This is a genomic window from Saccharothrix xinjiangensis, assembly GCF_039527585.1.
GTDB classification, from domain to species: Bacteria; Actinomycetota; Actinomycetes; order Mycobacteriales; family Pseudonocardiaceae; genus Actinosynnema; species Actinosynnema xinjiangensis.
Genome location: NZ_BAAAKE010000010.1, coordinates 192,048 through 210,003, shown reverse-complemented (window position 1 = coordinate 210,003; position 17,956 = coordinate 192,048). Strand labels below are relative to the sequence as shown.

Annotated in this window: 19 protein-coding genes, 1 pseudogene and 1 CRISPR repeat array; of the genes and pseudogenes, 15 read left to right on the top strand and 5 right to left on the bottom strand. The window is 66.3% G+C overall.

The window, feature by feature from the left end; genetic code table 11:
• Positions 1 to 26: 26 nt before the first annotated feature.
• From ABD223_RS22340 to ABD223_RS22300, 10 genes and pseudogenes are all read left to right on the top strand, one after another.
• Positions 27 to 1,895, top strand: coding sequence for a DNA cytosine methyltransferase (locus tag ABD223_RS22340; protein ID WP_344038316.1), 1,869 nt, complete (start codon positions 27 to 29; stop codon positions 1,893 to 1,895).
• Positions 1,896 to 1,914: 19 nt separating this feature from the next.
• On the top strand, positions 1,915 to 2,913 hold the full coding sequence (locus tag ABD223_RS22335) for a hypothetical protein (RefSeq protein ID WP_344038314.1): 999 nt from the start codon (positions 1,915 to 1,917) through the stop codon (positions 2,911 to 2,913).
• A gap of 441 nt (positions 2,914 to 3,354) precedes the next feature.
• Positions 3,355 to 3,842, top strand: a pseudogene (locus ABD223_RS43605) (IS30 family transposase); the annotation flags it as partial.
• A 248-nt stretch (positions 3,843 to 4,090) separates the two neighbouring features.
• Positions 4,091 to 4,414 (top strand): hypothetical protein, encoded by a 324-nt coding sequence (locus ABD223_RS22330; RefSeq protein WP_344038313.1) that lies wholly within the window; start codon positions 4,091 to 4,093, stop codon positions 4,412 to 4,414.
• The gene (locus ABD223_RS22325) at positions 4,414 to 4,827 is read left to right on the top strand and encodes a hypothetical protein (protein WP_344038312.1); all 414 of its coding nucleotides are present in this window, start codon (positions 4,414 to 4,416) and stop codon (positions 4,825 to 4,827) included. Before ABD223_RS22330 ends, ABD223_RS22325 begins: the two co-directional genes overlap by 1 nt.
• The gene (locus ABD223_RS22320; protein WP_344038311.1) at positions 4,824 to 5,273 is read left to right on the top strand and encodes a hypothetical protein; all 450 of its coding nucleotides are present in this window, start codon (positions 4,824 to 4,826) and stop codon (positions 5,271 to 5,273) included. The genes ABD223_RS22325 and ABD223_RS22320 overlap by 4 nt, the downstream gene beginning before the upstream one ends.
• A gap of 9 nt (positions 5,274 to 5,282) precedes the next feature.
• Complete coding sequence (locus tag ABD223_RS22315; protein ID WP_344038310.1) at positions 5,283 to 6,848, top strand: hypothetical protein; 1,566 nt, start codon at positions 5,283 to 5,285, stop codon at positions 6,846 to 6,848.
• Positions 6,849 to 6,883: 35 nt separating this feature from the next.
• On the top strand, positions 6,884 to 7,480 hold the full coding sequence (locus tag ABD223_RS22310; protein WP_344038309.1) for an RNA polymerase sigma factor: 597 nt from the start codon (positions 6,884 to 6,886) through the stop codon (positions 7,478 to 7,480).
• Complete coding sequence (locus ABD223_RS22305; protein WP_344038308.1) at positions 7,470 to 8,195, top strand: helix-turn-helix domain-containing protein; 726 nt, start codon at positions 7,470 to 7,472, stop codon at positions 8,193 to 8,195. The genes ABD223_RS22310 and ABD223_RS22305 overlap by 11 nt, the downstream gene beginning before the upstream one ends.
• A 97-nt stretch (positions 8,196 to 8,292) precedes the next feature.
• Positions 8,293 to 9,186: an ImmA/IrrE family metallo-endopeptidase gene (locus tag ABD223_RS22300; RefSeq protein ID WP_344038307.1), complete on the top strand. Its 894-nt coding sequence runs from the start codon at positions 8,293 to 8,295 to the stop codon at positions 9,184 to 9,186.
• Between the two features lie 205 nt (positions 9,187 to 9,391).
• Here the strand turns inward: ABD223_RS22300 and ABD223_RS22295 are convergent, their stop codons facing one another.
• Together ABD223_RS22295 and ABD223_RS22290 are read right to left on the bottom strand one after the other, a co-directional pair.
• Positions 9,392 to 9,919 (bottom strand): flavoprotein, encoded by a 528-nt coding sequence (locus ABD223_RS22295; protein ID WP_344038306.1) that lies wholly within the window; start codon positions 9,917 to 9,919, stop codon positions 9,392 to 9,394.
• Positions 9,916 to 11,130: a helix-turn-helix domain-containing protein gene (locus ABD223_RS22290; RefSeq protein ID WP_344038305.1), complete on the bottom strand. Its 1,215-nt coding sequence runs from the start codon at positions 11,128 to 11,130 to the stop codon at positions 9,916 to 9,918. The genes ABD223_RS22295 and ABD223_RS22290 overlap by 4 nt, the downstream gene beginning before the upstream one ends.
• A 180-nt stretch (positions 11,131 to 11,310) precedes the next feature.
• On the opposite strand from ABD223_RS22290, the gene ABD223_RS22285 reads away from it, so the two are divergent.
• Genes ABD223_RS22285 through ABD223_RS22275 form a run of 3 tightly spaced genes read left to right on the top strand, consistent with a single transcriptional unit; the run spans position 11,311 to position 12,865 of the window.
• Positions 11,311 to 11,685 (top strand): hypothetical protein, encoded by a 375-nt coding sequence (locus tag ABD223_RS22285; protein ID WP_344038304.1) that lies wholly within the window; start codon positions 11,311 to 11,313, stop codon positions 11,683 to 11,685.
• Complete coding sequence (locus ABD223_RS22280; RefSeq protein WP_344038303.1) at positions 11,682 to 12,542, top strand: bifunctional DNA primase/polymerase; 861 nt, start codon at positions 11,682 to 11,684, stop codon at positions 12,540 to 12,542. Before ABD223_RS22285 ends, ABD223_RS22280 begins: the two co-directional genes overlap by 4 nt.
• Entirely contained in the window at positions 12,539 to 12,865 is a 327-nt protein-coding gene (locus ABD223_RS22275) for a hypothetical protein (protein WP_344038302.1), read from the top strand. The genes ABD223_RS22280 and ABD223_RS22275 overlap by 4 nt, the downstream gene beginning before the upstream one ends.
• Before the next feature lie 45 nt (positions 12,866 to 12,910).
• Here the strand turns inward: ABD223_RS22275 and ABD223_RS22270 are convergent, their stop codons facing one another.
• From ABD223_RS22270 to ABD223_RS43600, 3 genes are all read right to left on the bottom strand, one after another.
• The gene (locus ABD223_RS22270; RefSeq protein ID WP_344038301.1) at positions 12,911 to 13,423 is read right to left on the bottom strand and encodes a plasmid mobilization protein; all 513 of its coding nucleotides are present in this window, start codon (positions 13,421 to 13,423) and stop codon (positions 12,911 to 12,913) included.
• 151 nt (positions 13,424 to 13,574) lie between these two features.
• Positions 13,575 to 13,793, bottom strand: coding sequence for a helix-turn-helix transcriptional regulator (locus ABD223_RS22265; RefSeq protein ID WP_344038300.1), 219 nt, complete (start codon positions 13,791 to 13,793; stop codon positions 13,575 to 13,577).
• Positions 13,783 to 14,046: a helix-turn-helix domain-containing protein gene (locus tag ABD223_RS43600; RefSeq protein WP_380647176.1), complete on the bottom strand. Its 264-nt coding sequence runs from the start codon at positions 14,044 to 14,046 to the stop codon at positions 13,783 to 13,785. The genes ABD223_RS22265 and ABD223_RS43600 overlap by 11 nt, the downstream gene beginning before the upstream one ends.
• 104 nt (positions 14,047 to 14,150) lie before the next feature.
• On the opposite strand from ABD223_RS43600, the gene ABD223_RS22260 reads away from it, so the two are divergent.
• Positions 14,151 to 14,735 (top strand): hypothetical protein, encoded by a 585-nt coding sequence (locus ABD223_RS22260; protein ID WP_344038299.1) that lies wholly within the window; start codon positions 14,151 to 14,153, stop codon positions 14,733 to 14,735.
• Positions 14,736 to 14,755: 20 nt separating this feature from the next.
• Positions 14,756 to 15,925 carry a tyrosine-type recombinase/integrase gene (locus ABD223_RS22255; protein WP_344038298.1) on the top strand — a complete coding sequence of 390 codons (1,170 nt, stop codon included), beginning with the start codon at positions 14,756 to 14,758 and terminating at the stop codon, positions 15,923 to 15,925.
• 453 nt (positions 15,926 to 16,378) lie between these two features.
• A CRISPR array of direct repeats spans positions 16,379 to 17,748; the repeat unit is 28 nt; unit sequence CTCGACCCCGCGCACGCGGGGGTGGTCC.
• Positions 17,749 to 17,956: the final 208 nt, after the last annotated feature.

Here is a 17,956-nt window from a genome sequence, read left to right as displayed (position 1 = left end):
TCCCTGTTCGGAGGACAGGAGGCGACGTGGCGGTCTACGCGGTGAAGCTCGAGCGCAGCGACCTGCTGCAATTGCCGGTGCACCCGGACGCGTGCACCGAGGAGACGTTCGAGCAGTGGTGCGCCGAGCGGGTAGCGAACGGCGCCCGGCTCGCGGTCGACCTGTTCTCCGGTGGCGGTGGGTTGAGCCTGGGCTTGACCGACGCCGGGTGGACCGTCGCGGCCTCGGTCGACCACAACAAGTTCGCGCTGCAGACCCACCGGGCGAACTTCCCCGGCCTCGCGCTCGACGTGGACCTGGGAGACCCGAAGAAGCGCGGCGCGTTGATCAGGGTGCTCAAGCGCGTCGACATCGACCTCATCGCCGGTGGACCACCGTGCCAACCGTTCAGCAGGGCCGGACGCAGCAAGATCCGCAGTCTGGTGGACGCGGGGGCGCGCGACGAGTTCGACGAGCGCAAGGAGCTGTGGCAGGCGTACCTCGATGTCGTGCTCAAGGTGAAGCCTCGTGCGGTGCTCATGGAGAACGTCCCCGACATGGCTTTGGGCGATGACTTCAAGGTCGTGCGACGGATTGTGAACGACCTGGAAGACGGCGGGTACCGGACCAACCTCCGCCTGGTCGACGCCTGGCAGTACGGCGTTCCCCAGCACCGGAAGCGCCTGATCCTGCTCGCCCGCCGCGACAGCGACACCTTCACCTGGCCCAGCCCCGGCAAAGCGGTGACCGTCCGGGACGCGATCGCCGACTTACCCGGCCTCGGCCTCACCACTGGCAGCCGGAACCTGCCCTACTCACCCACCGGCGAGGTGTCGGAGTTCGCCAAGGTGATGAGGCGCGGCACCGGTGAGAAGAGGGTGTGGGACCACATGACCCGACCGGTTCGCGACGACGATCGCGAGATCTTCGCTTTGATGACTTCCAAGACGCTTTACGCGCACATCGACCCCAGTCTGCGCAGGTACACGGCGGATACATTCGACGACAAGTACAAGCGGTTGGACTGGGACGAGCTGAGCCGCTCCATCACGGCGCACATCGCGAAGGACGGCTACTGGTACATCCACCCGTCGGAGAACCGCACCCTCACCGTCCGCGAGGCCGCCCGCATCCAGACGTTCCCGGACGACTTCCGCTTCGCGGGCACCCGGAGCCACGCGTTCCAGCAGATCGGCAACGCCGTGCCTCCGATGCTGGGCAAGGCCGCAGCCACCGCCTTGGTCCCGGTGCCGGTCACCGACAAAGCCCGGCAGAACCGGTGGCGCGCTCTCGCCAAGCACTTGGCCGCTTGGGCCGAGGAACGGCGTGCCGGGAACTTCTGGTGCGTGCTCCCAGGGGACCAGCTGACCCCGCCCGTCGCCGCGGTCGTGGCGATGCTGGACCCGTTACCCGGTGAACTGGCCGCGTACGAGCGTGGCTTCCGGGAGGTGGCCGCGAGGGGGCGGGTCACCAAGCGAGCGACGGACCTCATCGAACACGCGGCGGTCAGGCGGGGAGCTGCTGCAGCGGTCGCGCGCTTGCGGCAGTTGCAAGACGACCGGAAGCTCTGGCTGCACCCCCAGGACATGCCGGAGGTCCTAGGGCTCCCTCCCGGGAAGACCGCACTCTTGAAACTCTTGGCCGGCGACGACGTCCTGCTGACCAGTCAGCCGGTCATCCGCGTGTCATCACGCGTGCTCAACACCAGCTCGGAAAGGGCGAACAGCCTCACTGACGGCAGGGTCGACCTCTCCCGCTTGGTGGGCGGTGATGCCAAAGCACCATTGCGCATGGCGGGACTACGGCTGATCGGCCAGCTGTACTGCCATAAAGAAGAACCAATATGCAACCAATGCCCATTGGTGCATAAATGCGCAACGGCGCCGACACTCAAGAAATCGCACCTCCTTTTTTGACACATGATTCAACCCCCACATGAGGGTTCCAATTATCGAGATCCGGAAACCAGTGAAAAAAGACTTATGTTCAGCGTGTTACGACGTGATTTTAACTCAAGGAAGCTCCACGAGCGGACCACTCGCAGAAAAGTTGCTCTTAGCAATTACCGCAGCACTGCTCGGATTTCTCTCATCATACGCCATCGAGCGCGTGAAGGCTCGACGTGAACCTCACCTAAGACTTTCCTGGGACGCCTTCATCGAGCAAGCTTTGATCAAAACCAGCGATAACATGAAGCCTAAGGTTAGCATTGTTTACGACGGCAAAGAGGTTGTTCATCTAACACACATAAAATGTACGATTTCAAACACCGGAAATCGCGCGGTAAACGATCAGGCACTACGATTTCCGTTCCCCCGTGGCACAGAATTGCTTGAGCATTACCTAGACCCCGAACCCAAGCCGGAAGTGCGCGTGGAATTCTCTTCGGCAACCTTGGATAAAAACGAAGATCTACAATGTAGATATCAAGTCGGACAGCTGGAAAGAGGCGAGTCCATATCATTCAACTTCGTGACCGCAGGGATGCACCTGACAAATTGGGAACCGATTTCACGAACCCAAGAAGGAAGTGTCGAATTCCATCGCCGGGACGTCAGCATCGCAAAAGAAGATCAAGAACACTTGCGCCCATTCCTGATCTTTACCATTCTGTCACTAGCGATCCCACCGATCGTAGCAGTGTTCAATCTAGGCTATTTCAGCGACGCAGCTGTCGTCATTGTCCGGCTTGCACTCCTAGGGGCACTTTTTCCTCATGTTACACCGGTCATCAGGGTAATCGAACGTATAATTAGCCACTATCTTTCGTTGAAGCACGAATCAAAAATCGAGGCTCATGCACATGGCGATCAGGGCGTTATCATGCAAATTGGAGGAGACATCGACGGGAGTGTGCGCTTCTCACCCCGGACCACACCAGGGAGAAGAGCAGATAAAGAACTGTCAGAGAAAAACGAAACTCCGCAACAGTGAAGTGATGCGTCGCAGATGGAGGCTCGCAGAGGGCAGAGTCCGCCTGACGTCGCCTGACCACAACACCTTGATTACCATTCGACGGCTGTGGGATGTCAAGAATGAGCACTAGTCTGCCGATCTGCGGTGCTCGTGCCCCATGCACCACGGCGACATGATCGTGAGACGTGACGCTACAACTGCTGCACCTGAGCAGGTTCAGACGGTCGTAGCATGTGATCCTGGTGCTCGCTGGGGAAGGATCGCCCGCCGTGTGTCGGATGCCGCCCCTGGCCGATCGGGATGATATTTCCCGAGGACTGGCCGAGTCGTTGGAGCACAAGTAGATTGCGGTTCGAATCGGTTTCGGCGCCTCGGTTGACTCCGTGAGGTGAGTCGTCACGGCGGTCACGGGGATTACCGGGCCGTAGTAACCGACCAAGTCGCGGGCGCGTCCTGGTCGAGGCCGATTACCGAGCCGTGCGCGGTCACTGGGAAGGCGACCTGATGATCGACAAGGGCGGTCGCCGCGCGGTGTCCACCCTGGTCTAGCGCACCAGCCACTTCCTGATCCTCGTCCCGCTGCGCGGACGCGACTCGCTCACCGTCACCGACGCGATCATCGCCGCTGTCGGCGACCTTCCGTCCTTGATCAAACGCTTTCTGCCCTGGGACTGCGGATCCGAGATGGCCCTGTACAAGCAGGTAACCGCCACCGGGGTACCGGTTCTCTTCGCCCACGCGCACTCACCCTGGGAACGCGGCAGCAACGAAGACCTCAACCGCATCGTCCGCGAGTTCCTGCCTAAGGGCGTCAACATCCCTCCGACCCGCGCTACCTCGCAGCCATCGCCGCCGAGATCAACGACCGCCTCCGTAAGATCCACGACTGGAGAAAACCCAGCGAGGTATTCACCGAACTCCTCGAAGCAGACGTTCCCGCTGCCTGAACTCGCCGATCGCCGGCGTACACCGCAGGCCGACGTTTCCGGCTTGGCGTGATGGCAAGGCTCGCGACGGACTCTCGCATCAGTGGCGGCCTGCACTCGTCCTGGGCGTGCGCGGCCTGTCGTCTGCGCGCATCGACCGGCACCACCACGACGATGGCAACGAACCCAGCCTGACCTGCGGATTTTCACTCGTGGCGCGTCTGTCGTCTGGATGGTGAGGGGGGAACGGCGAAAGGGAGAACAACGCAATGTCGGAGACGATCGGTTCGAGGAGTCACGAGGACGCCCGCGAGAAGGCCGGCAACCGGCCGTTCAAGATCAGTGTTCGGACGTTGGCCGGGCACAGCTTGAAGGACACGGTGAAGCCGGACGACCTCGTGTCGGAGGTGGGCGACCGGGCCGTGAAGCACTTCGTCGCCAAGGGCGAGTTGGCGCCAGGCGACTACGCGCTCACCCTGCCCCGCACGGGCGGCGAGGCGGAGTTGGACCCGACCGCTTCCCTGGCGGAAGCCAGCGTGGTCGAGGACGACGTGCTGGTTCTGGTCAGCCGCAAGCCTCAGGTCGACGGCTGATGGCGCTGCACCCGGCGGTCCTGGCCGACCTCCTGGACGCCGAGGTCGAGTTGGCCCGCAGCCGACTGGGTGCGCGTGCCTTCGACCTGCACCGCGATGGAGACGCGTTGCTGATGAGCCTGGTCCGGCCGGATGGGTCGTGGACGCTGCGGCTGGACGGTGCGCGGTACGACGCTGAGCCGTTCGACGTCGCCCTAGTGGACGACGACGGCGCTGTCCTCCCGGTCGAGCGGTGGATCCCGAACCTTGCGGGCGGGATCCACCCCGTTCTCGGAGTGCCGTGGGTGTGCGTGAGCGGGACTCGCGGCTACTACATGCACCAAAGTCACTACGCGGAGCGGTGGGATGCCGTGCGGTACTTGCAGCGGGCGGAGAGCCTCATCGCGCACCTACTCGCCAAGGTGGGCTTGTGAGAACCCTGATCTTGACCAACGAGGTACTTGCGCGTGCAGGCGCCTACTTCGAGGACTGTGGTGCCCACGGCAACGAGGGCACCGCGATGATCAAAGACGGGCCAAGCGGGATGGCTCTGGTCGTCCCGGACCAGGTGCCGCGGCGAGGGCCGCTGGGTGTGTCGGTGGAGGTCACCCGCAAAGGGCAGATGGACCTCGCTTTGGCGGTGGAGGCGGACGAACTCTACGTCGCCAGGATCCATTCGCATCCCTACCAGGCGTTCCACTCGCCAGCGGACGACGCGAATCCGGCGCTGACCTACGAAGGCGCTTTGTCGATCGTGGTGCCCTTCTTCGGTCTCGGACTGCGCAGAGGGTTGGACGCGTGCGCGGTGCTGCGGCGTGAGGGTGACCGATGGCGAGATCTTCCGGTCGGTGCTCGCGACCGGTGGGTTAGGACGGAGTAGGAGAAGCAGATGGCCATCGACCCCCGGCTGCGTCTCCTGGGAACGGGAGGCGGCGGGACCGTCGCGCCGCAACTGCTGCGGGCGCTCAACGATACCCATGTGGTGATCCGCACCGGCCCTGACATGGCGGGTGCCGGCACGACGGCGCTCGCCGCGTTCATCGCACTGGCCGCCCGTCTGTTCGGCGCGGTCTCAGCTGAGACCCCGGTCGCTCTTGCGGCGAACTGGTGGAACAGCTCCGACACCACGGAACTGCTGGCCGCGCTGCACGCTGTGCGTCCGCAGCCGGCCACTCCCGCGATTCGAACGATCGTCGTGACCTTCGGTGACCAGGTGCCGCCAGGTGACTTCGGCATCGGCGGCGACGACTACACGGTCCGCCTTGGCCGAGGAGCCCAACCACTGGGACCGCTGAACACCCACGCTCTCGGGGTGCACGCGGCGAGTTGCCTGGCCGTGAGCCAACTGCTGCTCGAAGTGCTCGGACCGCACGGATTTCCCGGTGTTCCGGTGCAGGAATCCTATGTCACCAATTTGGTTGATTACCGGCTGACCGAAGCGCCCGAACTGGGAACTGCGTCCGACATACGCCCCCTCCGCCTCGCCGTCATGGGCGTCGGATCGGTGGGCACCAGCACCTTGGCCCTGCTGGCAACCGCGCTCTCACCCCGGCTCGGCGCGGCTGCCGTCGTCCGGCCAGCCGAAATCATCGCAATCGACGACGACAGGATCGACCCCCAGCGGAACCCCTTCCGCTATCCGGCGCTGCTCGGGGGTGAAAGCGGGCGAAAGGCAGAGTTCTTCGCGACGCGGCTGACCGATCTCGGGCTCCCCGCCACAGGAGTTGCGCGGACGGTTGCGGAGTGGACTCGCGGCCGGGCCGAGCCCGGGTTTGACGGCTTGGTCGTCTCCTCGGTGGACACTTTGGGGGGACGGCTCGACGTGACCGACGTCCTGGCGCGCTCGACGCTGTCGATCGGCGTGTCCGGGTTGGCGCTGCACGCCCAGCGGGAGGAGTTCGCGGACGGGTTCGCGTGCCCGTTCTGCGACTACGTCAGCGCCGACCCACCCCTGACTCAGGCAGGTGTGTACGCCCAGGCGACCGGGCTGACCGTTGAACGAGTGCTCGCCCTGCTCCAGGAAGGTGCGCGGCTGACCGCGGCCGACGTCGAAGCCGCCATCGCCGGGGGCAGGTTGTCCCCCGACCGGCGCGACTCGCTGATCGCAGCGCCCCTGACCGACCTGGTGCGGCAAGCGTATGCGGAGATCGAGGTGCGCGGAGCTGGTGGGCAGGTGTCCGCCGACGACGTCGTCGCCGTCGCCGCGCCGCAGGTCTCGTGGTTCGCGGGCGTGTTGGCCGCCGTCGAGGTCATCAAGCAAATGACCGGGATGCCCACGGTGGATCGCCGGGTCGACGTCGACCTGAGCGGGTTGCCTCCCGGCCTCGTCCGGCGGGTGGCACCCGACGGCACCGGCCGCTGCCTGTGCCGATCCGGTATCCGGATCAGGTGGTACCGCAAGCTCTACGGCGGCCACACGAGCACCGACAGCGGCCCGCCTGCTGGAGTGTCGTGACGGCTGGCCGAACGCTCCAACCGCATACTGCACTTATGAGCGTCGAGTGGGAATCAGCCGAGGAGGAGGCCCGCGACGCGCCGGTAGTCCCCACCCGGCTCGACGTTGCGGCGCTGTACCTGCGGTACCACGCGATCTTGGACGGCTACGCCCGTCGATATCTCCCTCTCCAGCGGCATGACGATGCGAAAGACGCCGTGATGACCGTGTTCAGGCGTCTCACCGACATGAAGGCGAAAGGCACCCTTCACGACCAGCCGAACTGGGAGGCGTACCTCAAACGCGCGGCCAGGAACGCCTGCCTGGACATCGTGGGCGGGAACCGCGACCACGAGGAACTCGACCCAGAAGATCTTCGGATCCACCGGGACGCGGCGGCTGACCCCACCGGTGATTCTGTCGTCGACGCCATATTACGACGTGAGAAGCTCGTACGCGCGGTTGCGGCGTTGGACGTCCTGGACGCTATTGACACGAGGTTGCGCCCCATCGTCATAGGCAGGCTTTTCGAGGAACGGACCGATCGCGATATCGGGGAACAACTCGGCATCACAGGCCAAAGAGTCGGACAACTATACAAAAAGGCCCTTCCATTGCTGCAAGAGGAGGTGAACCGGACAAATGGCCGATGACCCCGCGAAGGCTGGACATGAACGTGACCCCGAGCTGACCTCGATCGACCACGCGTTCCACGCGCTGCGACGAAACCGGCCCATACCTCCCGACTTGGACCTCGACGACGCGGAGAGGCAGCTCGTTGACGACCTCACCCCCTGGCTGGATGCCCTGGAAGCCGCAGCACACGCCCCACCTCAGGCGCAAAAGACGCCTTCCGGTGGCCCTCCACCGGTCCGCCATGACGACCCGGTCGCGCTGATGCTCGGACTGGTACCCGACCCGAACATCGCACTCGACGGCAACCGGCTCTCCATCGCACGCAAGAAGGCGAAGCTGAACCTGGCTGAATTCCTCCAACGTCTCAACGAACGGGGCTGGGAAGTGACCATCCAGCAGACGTTCCAGTGGGAGCAGGGCACGACGGCCCTGGCACCTGCGCTCATCGACGCAATCGCTGACGAACTCGGCGTCGACCGCCAAGCCCTGCTGGCCTCCGCGGCGGTTCCTTCCGAGCGAGACGACTTGTTTGACGACAGCCGCGTCCGCGCGTTTCTCAGCCAGTGGGCCGATGAAGCAGAAGTGACGGTTGACTTCCTTCGTGACCGTACAGCCAAGATGCTCGCCACAGCCGCCTATCGCAACAAAACTAGCGGTTCGGTCGACGGCTTGCTAGGCGTCCTCCAGGTTCTGAAGGAAATTCCCAACCTGTTGGATCCATATGACCCGTAGACAGCACGCGAAGCGTATCGTATACCGAGTACCAGCATATGCACGGCAATTGCTCGGCGCGGATCCTCATGCGGCACTCACAAATATGGGGCTCCACGTGAGATCGGTACCCGCGCTACGGTTCAATCGCGGGGCAGGCGGCTGGTGCGACGGCCTGTCGTTCACTGAATACGGAACAATCCTCTACGCGCGAACCGCCGACTCACGGCGCGAGAACTTCACCTTGCTCCACGAGTACGCGCACCGACTCGTCATGGAAGACGCCGAGGTGTTGGTGTGGCTGGCCGACCAGGACCAGCGTGACAAGGCACTGGAGCGGCTCTGCGACGAAATCGCGGGAATGCTCCTGGTGCCCGAGCACGTGGTCGACCGCATCGTGGGGCACGGGCCAGTCACGGGGCAGCACCTCCTCGACCTCTCCAACCAGACCAGCGCGAGTCAGATGGCCTGCGCGGTCGCACTGGCGAGACGCCTCACGTGCACCGGCGCGATCATGCTCACCGACCGGTCGACCAATAAGGTCGTGTACGCAGCGCTTGTCGACTCGCCCGTCGTCTATCCCAGCAGAAACCAAGCCATCCCGACCGACCACCCACTGTCCCGCATCGCACCCAGACAACAGATCTGCCGCGAATCGTTCTGGTCGACCCCGTGGGGCGCCCGGCACCCGTACTACCTGAACGCCACCGCCCGGGAAAAGCGCACCTACGGCGTCCTGGCCGAGCGGGACCTGTGGAACTGCGAAGCACTTCACCTCAACACGCCCGGATTCGGCGACGACGGCCGCCCTTGTACCACACTGACATGTCCCTGCGGGTTCGACGGCTCTGTCACCGGATGGCCGTGCCCCCAGTGCAGCAAGCCCTACTGCCCACGGTGCAACCGGTGCGACTGCGAGCGACGAGAAGCACTCGAAGGGCGCTGTACCAAATGCTTCCTGCACCTCCCTCGGCGAAGCCTTGTAAATGGTGTTTGCAGCGACTGCCGGTGACAGCACCCGCGATGACTGCGGACTTTTGGAATCCCGACAGCGGTGCGACCTGTCCGGTCTAATGTCGCAGGCTTTCGAACGTCGACGCGCCTCAGTCTCACCTTTGTTAGATTCCTTAGCTGGTTGGTTCCGCTTGGCTCGACATGAGAGAGCTTTGGCACGCCATTAGAGTTTACAGAGGCAGTTGCAAACAGACTGACACGTGCTACTGCATCGCTTCGATGGCGGATCGCCACGGGTAGCGGACCAAAGCGCGCCCACCTTGCCGAGGCAGGTGGGGCTCGAATCCACCCGGCCCGAACAGCACTTTCACGCCTGAGGAACGCAGCACTTCGAAGCTTCGGTGGAGTACGGCGTTGTTCGCGAGTGCCGTGTTCAGGAAGGGCAGGACGGCGATCGGCACGCCCAGGCCGGTGAGTTCCGCGAGCTGCGTCAGGACGTAGGTGTCGGCGATGCCCGCCGCCCACTTGTTGATCGTGTTGTAGGTGGCCGGTGCGACGATCACCGCGTCGGCAGGAGGAAGCGGCGGCTGACCTTGGCGTTGGTAGCCGGTTCGCACGGGGTGGCCGGTGAGCTGGTGCAGATCGTCGAGGTCGAGGAAGTGCTCGACGGCGGCTGGTGTGGCGATGCAGTAGACCGACCAGCCCGCTTCCTGTGCCAGCTTGATGGCGGCGTCGACGTGGCTGGCGGGTCCGGCACCGCAGATCATCAGGTAGAGGACTCGTTCGGTCACGCGGGCACTCCGGCTCGCTCGGCCATCTGCTTCACCATGCGAGCGGGGTCGCCAGTGGTGTTGGACAGCAGCATCCTCAACAAGCCGTGGGCCAAGGGGCGGCTGCGGACTTCTTGGGGTGCGGTTCGCTCAGCTTGGGCGAGGGTGCGGGTGGCCTCGGCGAAGTTGCCGCAGCGGGCGTTGGCCTCGGTCAGGTCGAGCAGGTGGTTGGCCCGGCGTTCTGGCGGTAGCTCGTTGAGAGCGCTGCTGGGGATCGTCGCGGCGAAGTTGAGAGCTGCTCCGGCTTCGTAGAGGCGGACGAGCGCGGCGACGCGGTGGATGGCGACGTTGACGCGACCGAAGTGGGTGTGGTGGGTGTCGTAGTGGCGCTCCATGCGTTCAGCAGCCTGGGTGGCTTCCTGGTGCATGGACAGGGCCAGGGATGCGTCTTCCTGCTCGGCTGCGGTGATCGCGGCGGCGAGGTGGAGCATGCCGTGGAGGGAGAGCAGGCTCGTCGGGTGCTTGGGTACTTCGGGGCGCATGCGGTCGGACATGCTCAGCAGGGTGTCGACCGCCTCGGTGCGCTGCCTGGCTGCGCTCATGGCGCGGGCGACGCTGCGCGTGGCCCGCGCCTGCGACCAGGTGTCGTCGACCGCCAGGGCGGTGTGCATGGCGCGGTCGGCTGCCAGCCAGGCGACGTCGTGGCTCTCGAACTTGAGCAGCATCGAGGAGGCCAGGCGGTAGGCCGCGATGAGCACGCGGTAGGCGTCGACCTGCTCGGCCGGCGGTGCGGCGAGGGCTGCGCGCTGCGCTGCTTCCAGCAGCTTCGGCAGGTGTTGGGCGACGGTGGTGAAGTGGGACGACGTCCAGGCGTGCTCGATGTAGTCGGCCTGGCGAGCGAGTTGGGCGACGCTGGAGGGCTTGATGTCCGCAACCGCCAGGCCGGGGTAGCGGCCGAGTGCCGCGCGGATGGCGCTGACCTCGGCGGCGTCCACGCGGTCGGCGGCTCGGGCTGCGGCGGGTGCGTCGGTGAGGACGTTGGGGTCGATGGCGAGGGCGTCGGCGACCAGCTCGATGATCGGGATGCGTGCAAGGCTGCGCTCGCCCGACTCGACCTTGTCCAGCCACGAGGTCGAGCGACCGATCATGTCGGCAAACTGCTTGCGGCCGAGGTTGCGGCGCAGGCGCCAGTAGCGGACTCGCTTGCCGATCTCACCGGCGGTGTCGGGCATCCGACCTCCTCGGCTTCTCCCGAGTTGATGACGCAAGGGTAGCTGGGGAGAGGTTGCACATTTTGTACGACTCGTGACGCTCGGTCGTCCCTAACTTGGCCACCGGTACCGAGCTTCGGACCGTTGAGCGGATGACGGGTGGTGAGCAGGCGTGGCAGCGCCTCGAGGTGCACAGCGAGCGTGCTTGACGAGTTGGGCCGGTGGTTGGGGGTGACCAGGGACGAGCTGCTGTTCAACGCTTGGCTGAGCAGCGTCAACACCGAGCTGGCGCGCTACATCGTTCGACTGGTGGACGAGAGCGCGCATGCGTCTCCTCCGCCGTCCGGACCTAGTGGCGAGCTGCGTGGCGCCCTCGATCTGGCCGAGGTCGAAGCGGCATTGGCCTTCGACCTCGCCGAGGTGGCCAAAGCCATCGCACTGAAGGCCAGCGGGCAGCCCTATCCCCGGCGGGGAAGGATGCAGGCGGGTGGTCCGCCGGCCCGACCTGACCTACCGGCCTTGGCTGCTGCGGTTGACGGGGGCCAGCGCGCGACCGGCGGTTCGGCTGCAACATGATCAAGAAGCAGCCCGCCGGCGCGCCCCATACCGTCCGACTGCGTTCCCGCAGGTTCGGCAGCGCGGCCAAGCTCGCCGGCTTCCACTCCGATTACGCCCTGGCCAAGGCGATGGGCGTCAACCGGTCCACCGTGTCACGGGTGATGCACGGCGCGCTCCAGCCAGGCCCTGCCTTCATCGCCGGCGCCTTGGTCGTGCTCGTGCCGATGCAATTCGACGACCTGTTCGAAGTCGTGCCGGTCACCGCAGGTTCGCCATCGGCTCCTACGCCCCTGGCAGATGACGCGGCGCTACGCAGCACCTCGAATGCTTCCGGTGAGATGGGGGCAGCGTTGGAGTACGCCGCACTCGGCTGGCCGGTGCTGCCAGGAGCCGTGTGGCGCGGTAGTCGGTTCGTCGACCCCGGCGACGGTCAACCCACCACGGGTGCCGTATTGCGTCCCGTCGAAGCAGCCACGACCGACCCCGGTGTGATCCACCAGTGGTGGACTGCGGCAGGTGGTCAGGCACCAGCGGTGCTCACCGTTACGGGGGCGAACCTCGGTGCAGTGTCCGTGCACCAGTCATTGGCGAAGGACATCACCGATCACCCGAGGTTCAGCTCCAAGCCGACACCCGTACTGGCTCTGCCCAGGGCTCCGCTGGCCTACTTCCTGATCGAACCGCCGTTCCCGTTGGTCTTGGCACGGAGGAAGGTGCGCGCGCTGCGGGGCGGGTCGCCGCTGCCCTTGCCACCGACGGTGATCGGCGAGACGGCAGCGTCATGGCTGGTGTCCCCCGAAGAGACCGGGCACTGCCTGCTGCCCGGAGGCGAACTAGCCAACATCATCAACGACCTGAGAAGGGGCAGCACGTGAGCGAGCCGGTGCACATCACCTCGGAGCACAAGACCGACGACGGGTTCGATGTGTTCGTGAACGAACTCGCACGGGAAGAGGCGCCGCGACCGTTCGCCATCGTCGAGGAGTACGGAGACCGCCAGTACGCACGCGTCGCGGGCTACGGCCTGGACTACGGCGACCGGGCCGACGTCAACTCGGTCGAGGGTGACTTCCGCTTGGTGTCGGACAGCGCGGAGCGCGCCCTGATGACCTTCGAACTCAGCACGGGAGACGCCGAGGTGCGACAGCTGCACCTGGTCTGGCTGGGCGGCACACCGGCAGTCGCCCGGGAGAGGTAGGACGGGGCGGAGTGCTGAGCACTCCGCCCCGTCCTGCTCCCGTTCTCATCGCATCTTCGCCCGGATCTGGAGGAGCAGTTCGTCGGTGGAACCCACCACGCGGCGAACGAGGCCCAACAGCCGCGCCGCGGCCTCCGGGTTGTCGATGCCACCGGTCGCGTTGGTCGCCTTCGCCAACTGGTTCAGGTTGCCGCCCACGTTGGCCAGCACCCTGCGCTGCTCCTGCACCGCTGCCGCCAGAGCGGCGAAGGCGTCGCGGTCGAGCCGGGCTCCGCTGTTGTGGTGGGCGGCCTCGTCGAACGCGACCCGAGCGATCCACGCTCCCGCCCGCATGCCGTCCAGCGAAGCCGCGATCGTGATGGCCGCCCACTCGATGTCGGTGAAGGACACCGACGTACGCGCTCGGCGCTTCGCCGTCCCGCTGGGCACCGCCTCGCGGTTGCCGAGCCGCACATCGCGGCCAGTGCCACGCCGGTGTTGCTCGTTGCTCACAGCACCCCTCCCCCATTCCCGGCCCGCCGGCCAGAGGCGTGCGCGGTAGGGCTGCTCGCCGAGCACAGCGGTTCGGGTCGCGTGGCGACCTTGGTGCGAACTATCAGTTCGCACATATCTTGCTCTCCCCGGATCGGCTCCCCAGGCAGTTCGAAGAGGTAGCGGAACTCGCCGTGCGCACCGCTCATGTGTCTGTCGAGATGTGTGAGCGACATCGTCAGTCCCCTGCGGACAGAGCACGAACGACCGACTCGGTGATGACCACGAGCCGCCTCCCGTACCTCGCCACCTTGGCCGGGAACTCGCCACGAGCGATGAGGTCGTACGCCTTGCTGCGGCTCATCCCGAACGCCAAGGCCGCCGTCGTGACGTCCACGGCGGGCGGCCAGGTCGCCTTGATCTCTGCCAGCGTCGGTCGGTTCTGCCTACTCCCCACCCCACTCACCTCCCCGCTGTTCGTGCTCGACGAGGTGTGCGAGGAAGCTGTGGTAGGCCAGCATGTTGCGGCCGCGAGGCAGCCGGCTCCCCGCTTCCCAGCGGTGCACAGTGGACGCCGAGACCTCGCAGTCCTGTGCGACCAGAGCTTGGCTGAGACCCGCGTCGACGCGCAGCCGCCGCGCTCTTCCCGTCCGAATCCATGTCTGCAGCTCGGCGGATCGCTCCGCCCGAGACTGCCCCCCGGTAGTCATGTCATCGAGGGTAGCATGCAAAGACATTGACCATGCCGTGTCGATGACATACCTTGGGTCGCACAAGACCGCAGAGATCGGAAGGAGGTGCGTATCGTTCTGCCGTGCCTCGCCTGCCGAAGAACTTCCGGATCGCTTGGGTGTCCATCGACGAGTTGGCACCGATCGGCTACCTGGAGACGGGTCCGGACACCGCCGTGCCGACCCGGTTCCAGGCCAACTTCGCGTTGGAGGAGCCGGACGTCGCGACGACGATGGAGGTGTTCGTCGGCACCGACCTGCGACCCGTGGTGCTGTCGGTGACCGTGAAGGGCAAGGCCGCGGCGCCGGTTACCACGTCGGTGATGCGGCAGATCCTCGTCGACCAACTCGTGCGCGCTGCTGTCGAGAAGGCGACCGTGCCCGCCTCCGTGCGGGACGAGTGGCTGGCCACCTTGCCGCTGGGCGCACAGGCGGTCGACCGTCGTGAAGCGTCTTCGACCGCGGACGAGCGCGTCCGCAACCAGGCCGACGACGACGCCCGGCGCGCGGCGCGGATCTACTCCGACGCCGTGGCTGCCGGCAACAGGGCACCCGCGGTGGCCGTGGCCAACGTGATGAACAGGTCGCGGACGCAGGCGGCGCGGTACATCCGCAGGGCCCGGGAACTCGGATTGCTGCCCCCTCTGGGCTCGTCAGAGGGGGCCTGAAACTAAGGAGCTGCAAGCTCGTGGGGGACCCGATCAAGAAGATCGAGTTGAAGGACGGTACGACGAGGTACCGGTTCGTGATCGACATCGGGCGTGACCCGGCGACAGGCAAGCGTAGGCAGTTGACCAAGACCTACGACACCAAGAAGGAAGCCCGCGCCGAGTACGTCAAGGTCAAGCACCAGACCGACGAGGGGACGTTCGTCGGACCCGACAAGACCACGGTGTCGGCCTGGCTGGACACCTGGTTGAAGTCCACGACGGTCGACGTCGAGAAGGCCACCGCCGCCAACTACGCAGACGCGTTGCTGCCGGTGCGCGAGCGGCTCGGCGGGAAGCGGCTCCAGGACGTCACCGAAGAGGACGTGGACGAGCTGGTCAGCTGGATGCTCACCTCCGGTCGGAAGCGCGGCGGGAGGGTCGGCAGCGGGCTCAGCGTCCGGTCCGTGCAGCTCACACTGGGGCGCTTCAGGTCATCGTTGAACGTGGCGATGCGGCGCAGGTTGGTGGTCCGCAACGTCGCCCAGTACACGCAGATCCCGCGTGAAGCGCGGCGCAAGGCGGCGGCTGCGGCGGCCTTGCGAGTGCCCTGGAGTGAGATGGAGGTGAGACAGTTCCTCGCCGCGATCCGCGACCACCGGCTCCACGCGCCCGTGCTCCTGGCGCTGATCGGGATGCGGCCCGCCGAGGTCTGCGGACTCAGGTGGAGCGCCGTCGACCTCGACGAGGGGACGCTGTCGATCGAGCTGACGCGCACGCTGGTCGAGGGCGAAGTCGAGGAGAAGGGGCCGAAGTCGGAGAAGGGCAAGCGCAAGCTGCCTCTACCCACGCCCCTGCACGCAGCACTCAAGGCGTTCAAGGCCAGGCAGGCCGCGGAGGCGATGAGAGCCGGTGAGCTGTACGAGCGGTCAGGGTTCGTGCTGGTCGACGAGCTGGGCCAACCCTGGAAGACCGATCGACTTCGGCGCGCGATTCACAAGCTGATGGACCAGGCCAAGGTGCGCAAGGTCCGGCCGTACGACGCCCGGCACGCCTGTCTGACCTACCTGGCGACGTCCGGTGTGCCCGACGTGATCGTGAGCGCCTGGGCGGGCCACGCGGACCTCAGCTTCACCAAGCGGGTGTACATCCACCCGAACGTCGAGCACCTCAGGCAGGCGGCCGACCAGCTCGGTGAACTCCTGGGCTGAAAGAAGCAGTACGAGCGTTCGTGAGAAATTGTGAGACAACACGCCCTCAAACAGAAACAGGGCCTTGTCTCACCGTAGTGATCCAAGGCCCTGACCTGGGCTTTCGCCTTACTTCGACCGTCGGGACGACAGGATTTGAACCTGCGACCCCTTGACCCCCAGGGTGGACCCGATCAAGACCTGACCTGCAGAAACAGCCGCCAGAGGCTCCGAGTTAGCTCCGTTGGACTCAGTTTAAGTCGTGCCAATCCCGTTGTGGCAAAACGAACTCTCCTTCATCCGCTCCCTCCTGCACCCCATCACTTGACTCGAATCAAGTGGCTCACCAGGCTGTGCCGCTCCTCTGAGCGGGTGTGAGACCGTAGGTGCATGCGGGTGCGGCGACGGAGAGTTGCGAAAACCGGAGTGAATGAGAAACGCCGTTACGGTTCGTAAAGCTGCTGGTCGCGAAGCCTCGACCCCGCGCACGCGGGGGTGGTCCCACGCGCTCGACGTCCAGCAGCCTCCCCAGTCGCTCGACCCCGCGCACGCGGGGGTGGTCCCGCCTGGCCGTGGCTGTGGGGCTCCGCGTTCGTCTCGACCCCGCGCACGCGGGGGTGGTCCGCAGCGCCCGCACCGCGTGCGTCGTCGCCCGCTCTCGACCCCGCGCACGCGGGGGTGGTCCCCTGATCCTGCGGGTCGAGCAGGCGATCGACGACTCGACCCCGCGCACGCGGGGGTGGTCCCGTGATGTCGATGACCGACGCCGCGTGTCGCGCCTCGACCCCGCGCACGCGGGGGTGGTCCCACCAGACGAGCGCCACCTACTTGGAGAAACCGCTCGACCCCGCGCACGCGGGGGTGGTCCGTCCGCGACGGGCCGGTCGAGGCCGGTGAGGTCCTCGACCCCGCGCACGCGGGGGTGGTCCCGCGCTCGACGAGGCGTGGGCGTCGTGGATGCGCTCGACCCCGCGCACGCGGGGGTGGTCCCCGGGTGTTGTGCCGGCGCTTGGCCTCGCGGACCTCGACCCCGCGCACGCGGGGGTGGTCCCGCGACGCTGTGCTGCCACGACATCGACGCCAGCTCGACCCCGCGCACGCGGGGGTGGTCCCGCCAGGCCGGCCGCGTACTTCGTGTGGTGCTGCTCGACCCCGCGCACGCGGGGGTGGTCCCGCGTACTCCATCTCCCGGGTGGTCTGCTCACCCTCGACCCCGCGCACGCGGGGGTGGTCCTGCGACGCGGTCAGCGTCAACGCGCCCGACGCGCTCGACCCCGCGCACGCGGGGGTGGTCCCGCGTCACCGCGTTCGCCGCGGGCCGCACCCCCCTCGACCCCGCGCACGCGGGGGTGGTCCGTCGTACCGGGGTGGGACGTGGCACTGGCCCGACTCGACCCCGCGCACGCGGGGGTGGTCCCCGACGTGCTCGGGTGCGGGGCGTCGTCGTGCCCTCGACCCCGCGCACGCGGGGGTGGTCCCGGGACGGGGCACAACATGCGCTCCGTCGACGGCTCGACCCCGCGCACGCGGGGGTGGTCCTGAACGAGGGCCGGATCGTCACTCGCCCAACAGCTCGACCCCGCGCACGCGGGGGTGGTCCGGCGTTCGGCGTGCCGGTGGACCAGATCAGAGGCTCGACCCCGCGCACGCGGGGGTGGTCCCGCCTTCCGCTTCTACGTGGACGGGTTCATAGTCTCGACCCCGCGCACGCGGGGGTGGTCCGCACGTGACGTTGGGCTACGCGGGCACCGTCCACTCGACCCCGCGCACGCGAGGGTGGTCCGGCACCGAAGCCGACCCCGAGGCGCTCGCGCTACTCGACCCCGCGCAGGCGGGGGTGGTCCGGGGGGAGGGCTGCTCGGGGTTCATGCCGCAAACTCGACCCCGCGCACGCGACGGGGATGTTCCGCTCTTCCGGTCACAGAAGTGCTCATTGATCAGCCCGACCTCGCGCACGCGAAAGCCAGTCGTGCGACGTTGCCCAGAATCAAGTGGCTCACCAGGCCGTGCCGCTCCTCTGAGCGGGTGTGAGACCGTAGGTATATGCGGGTG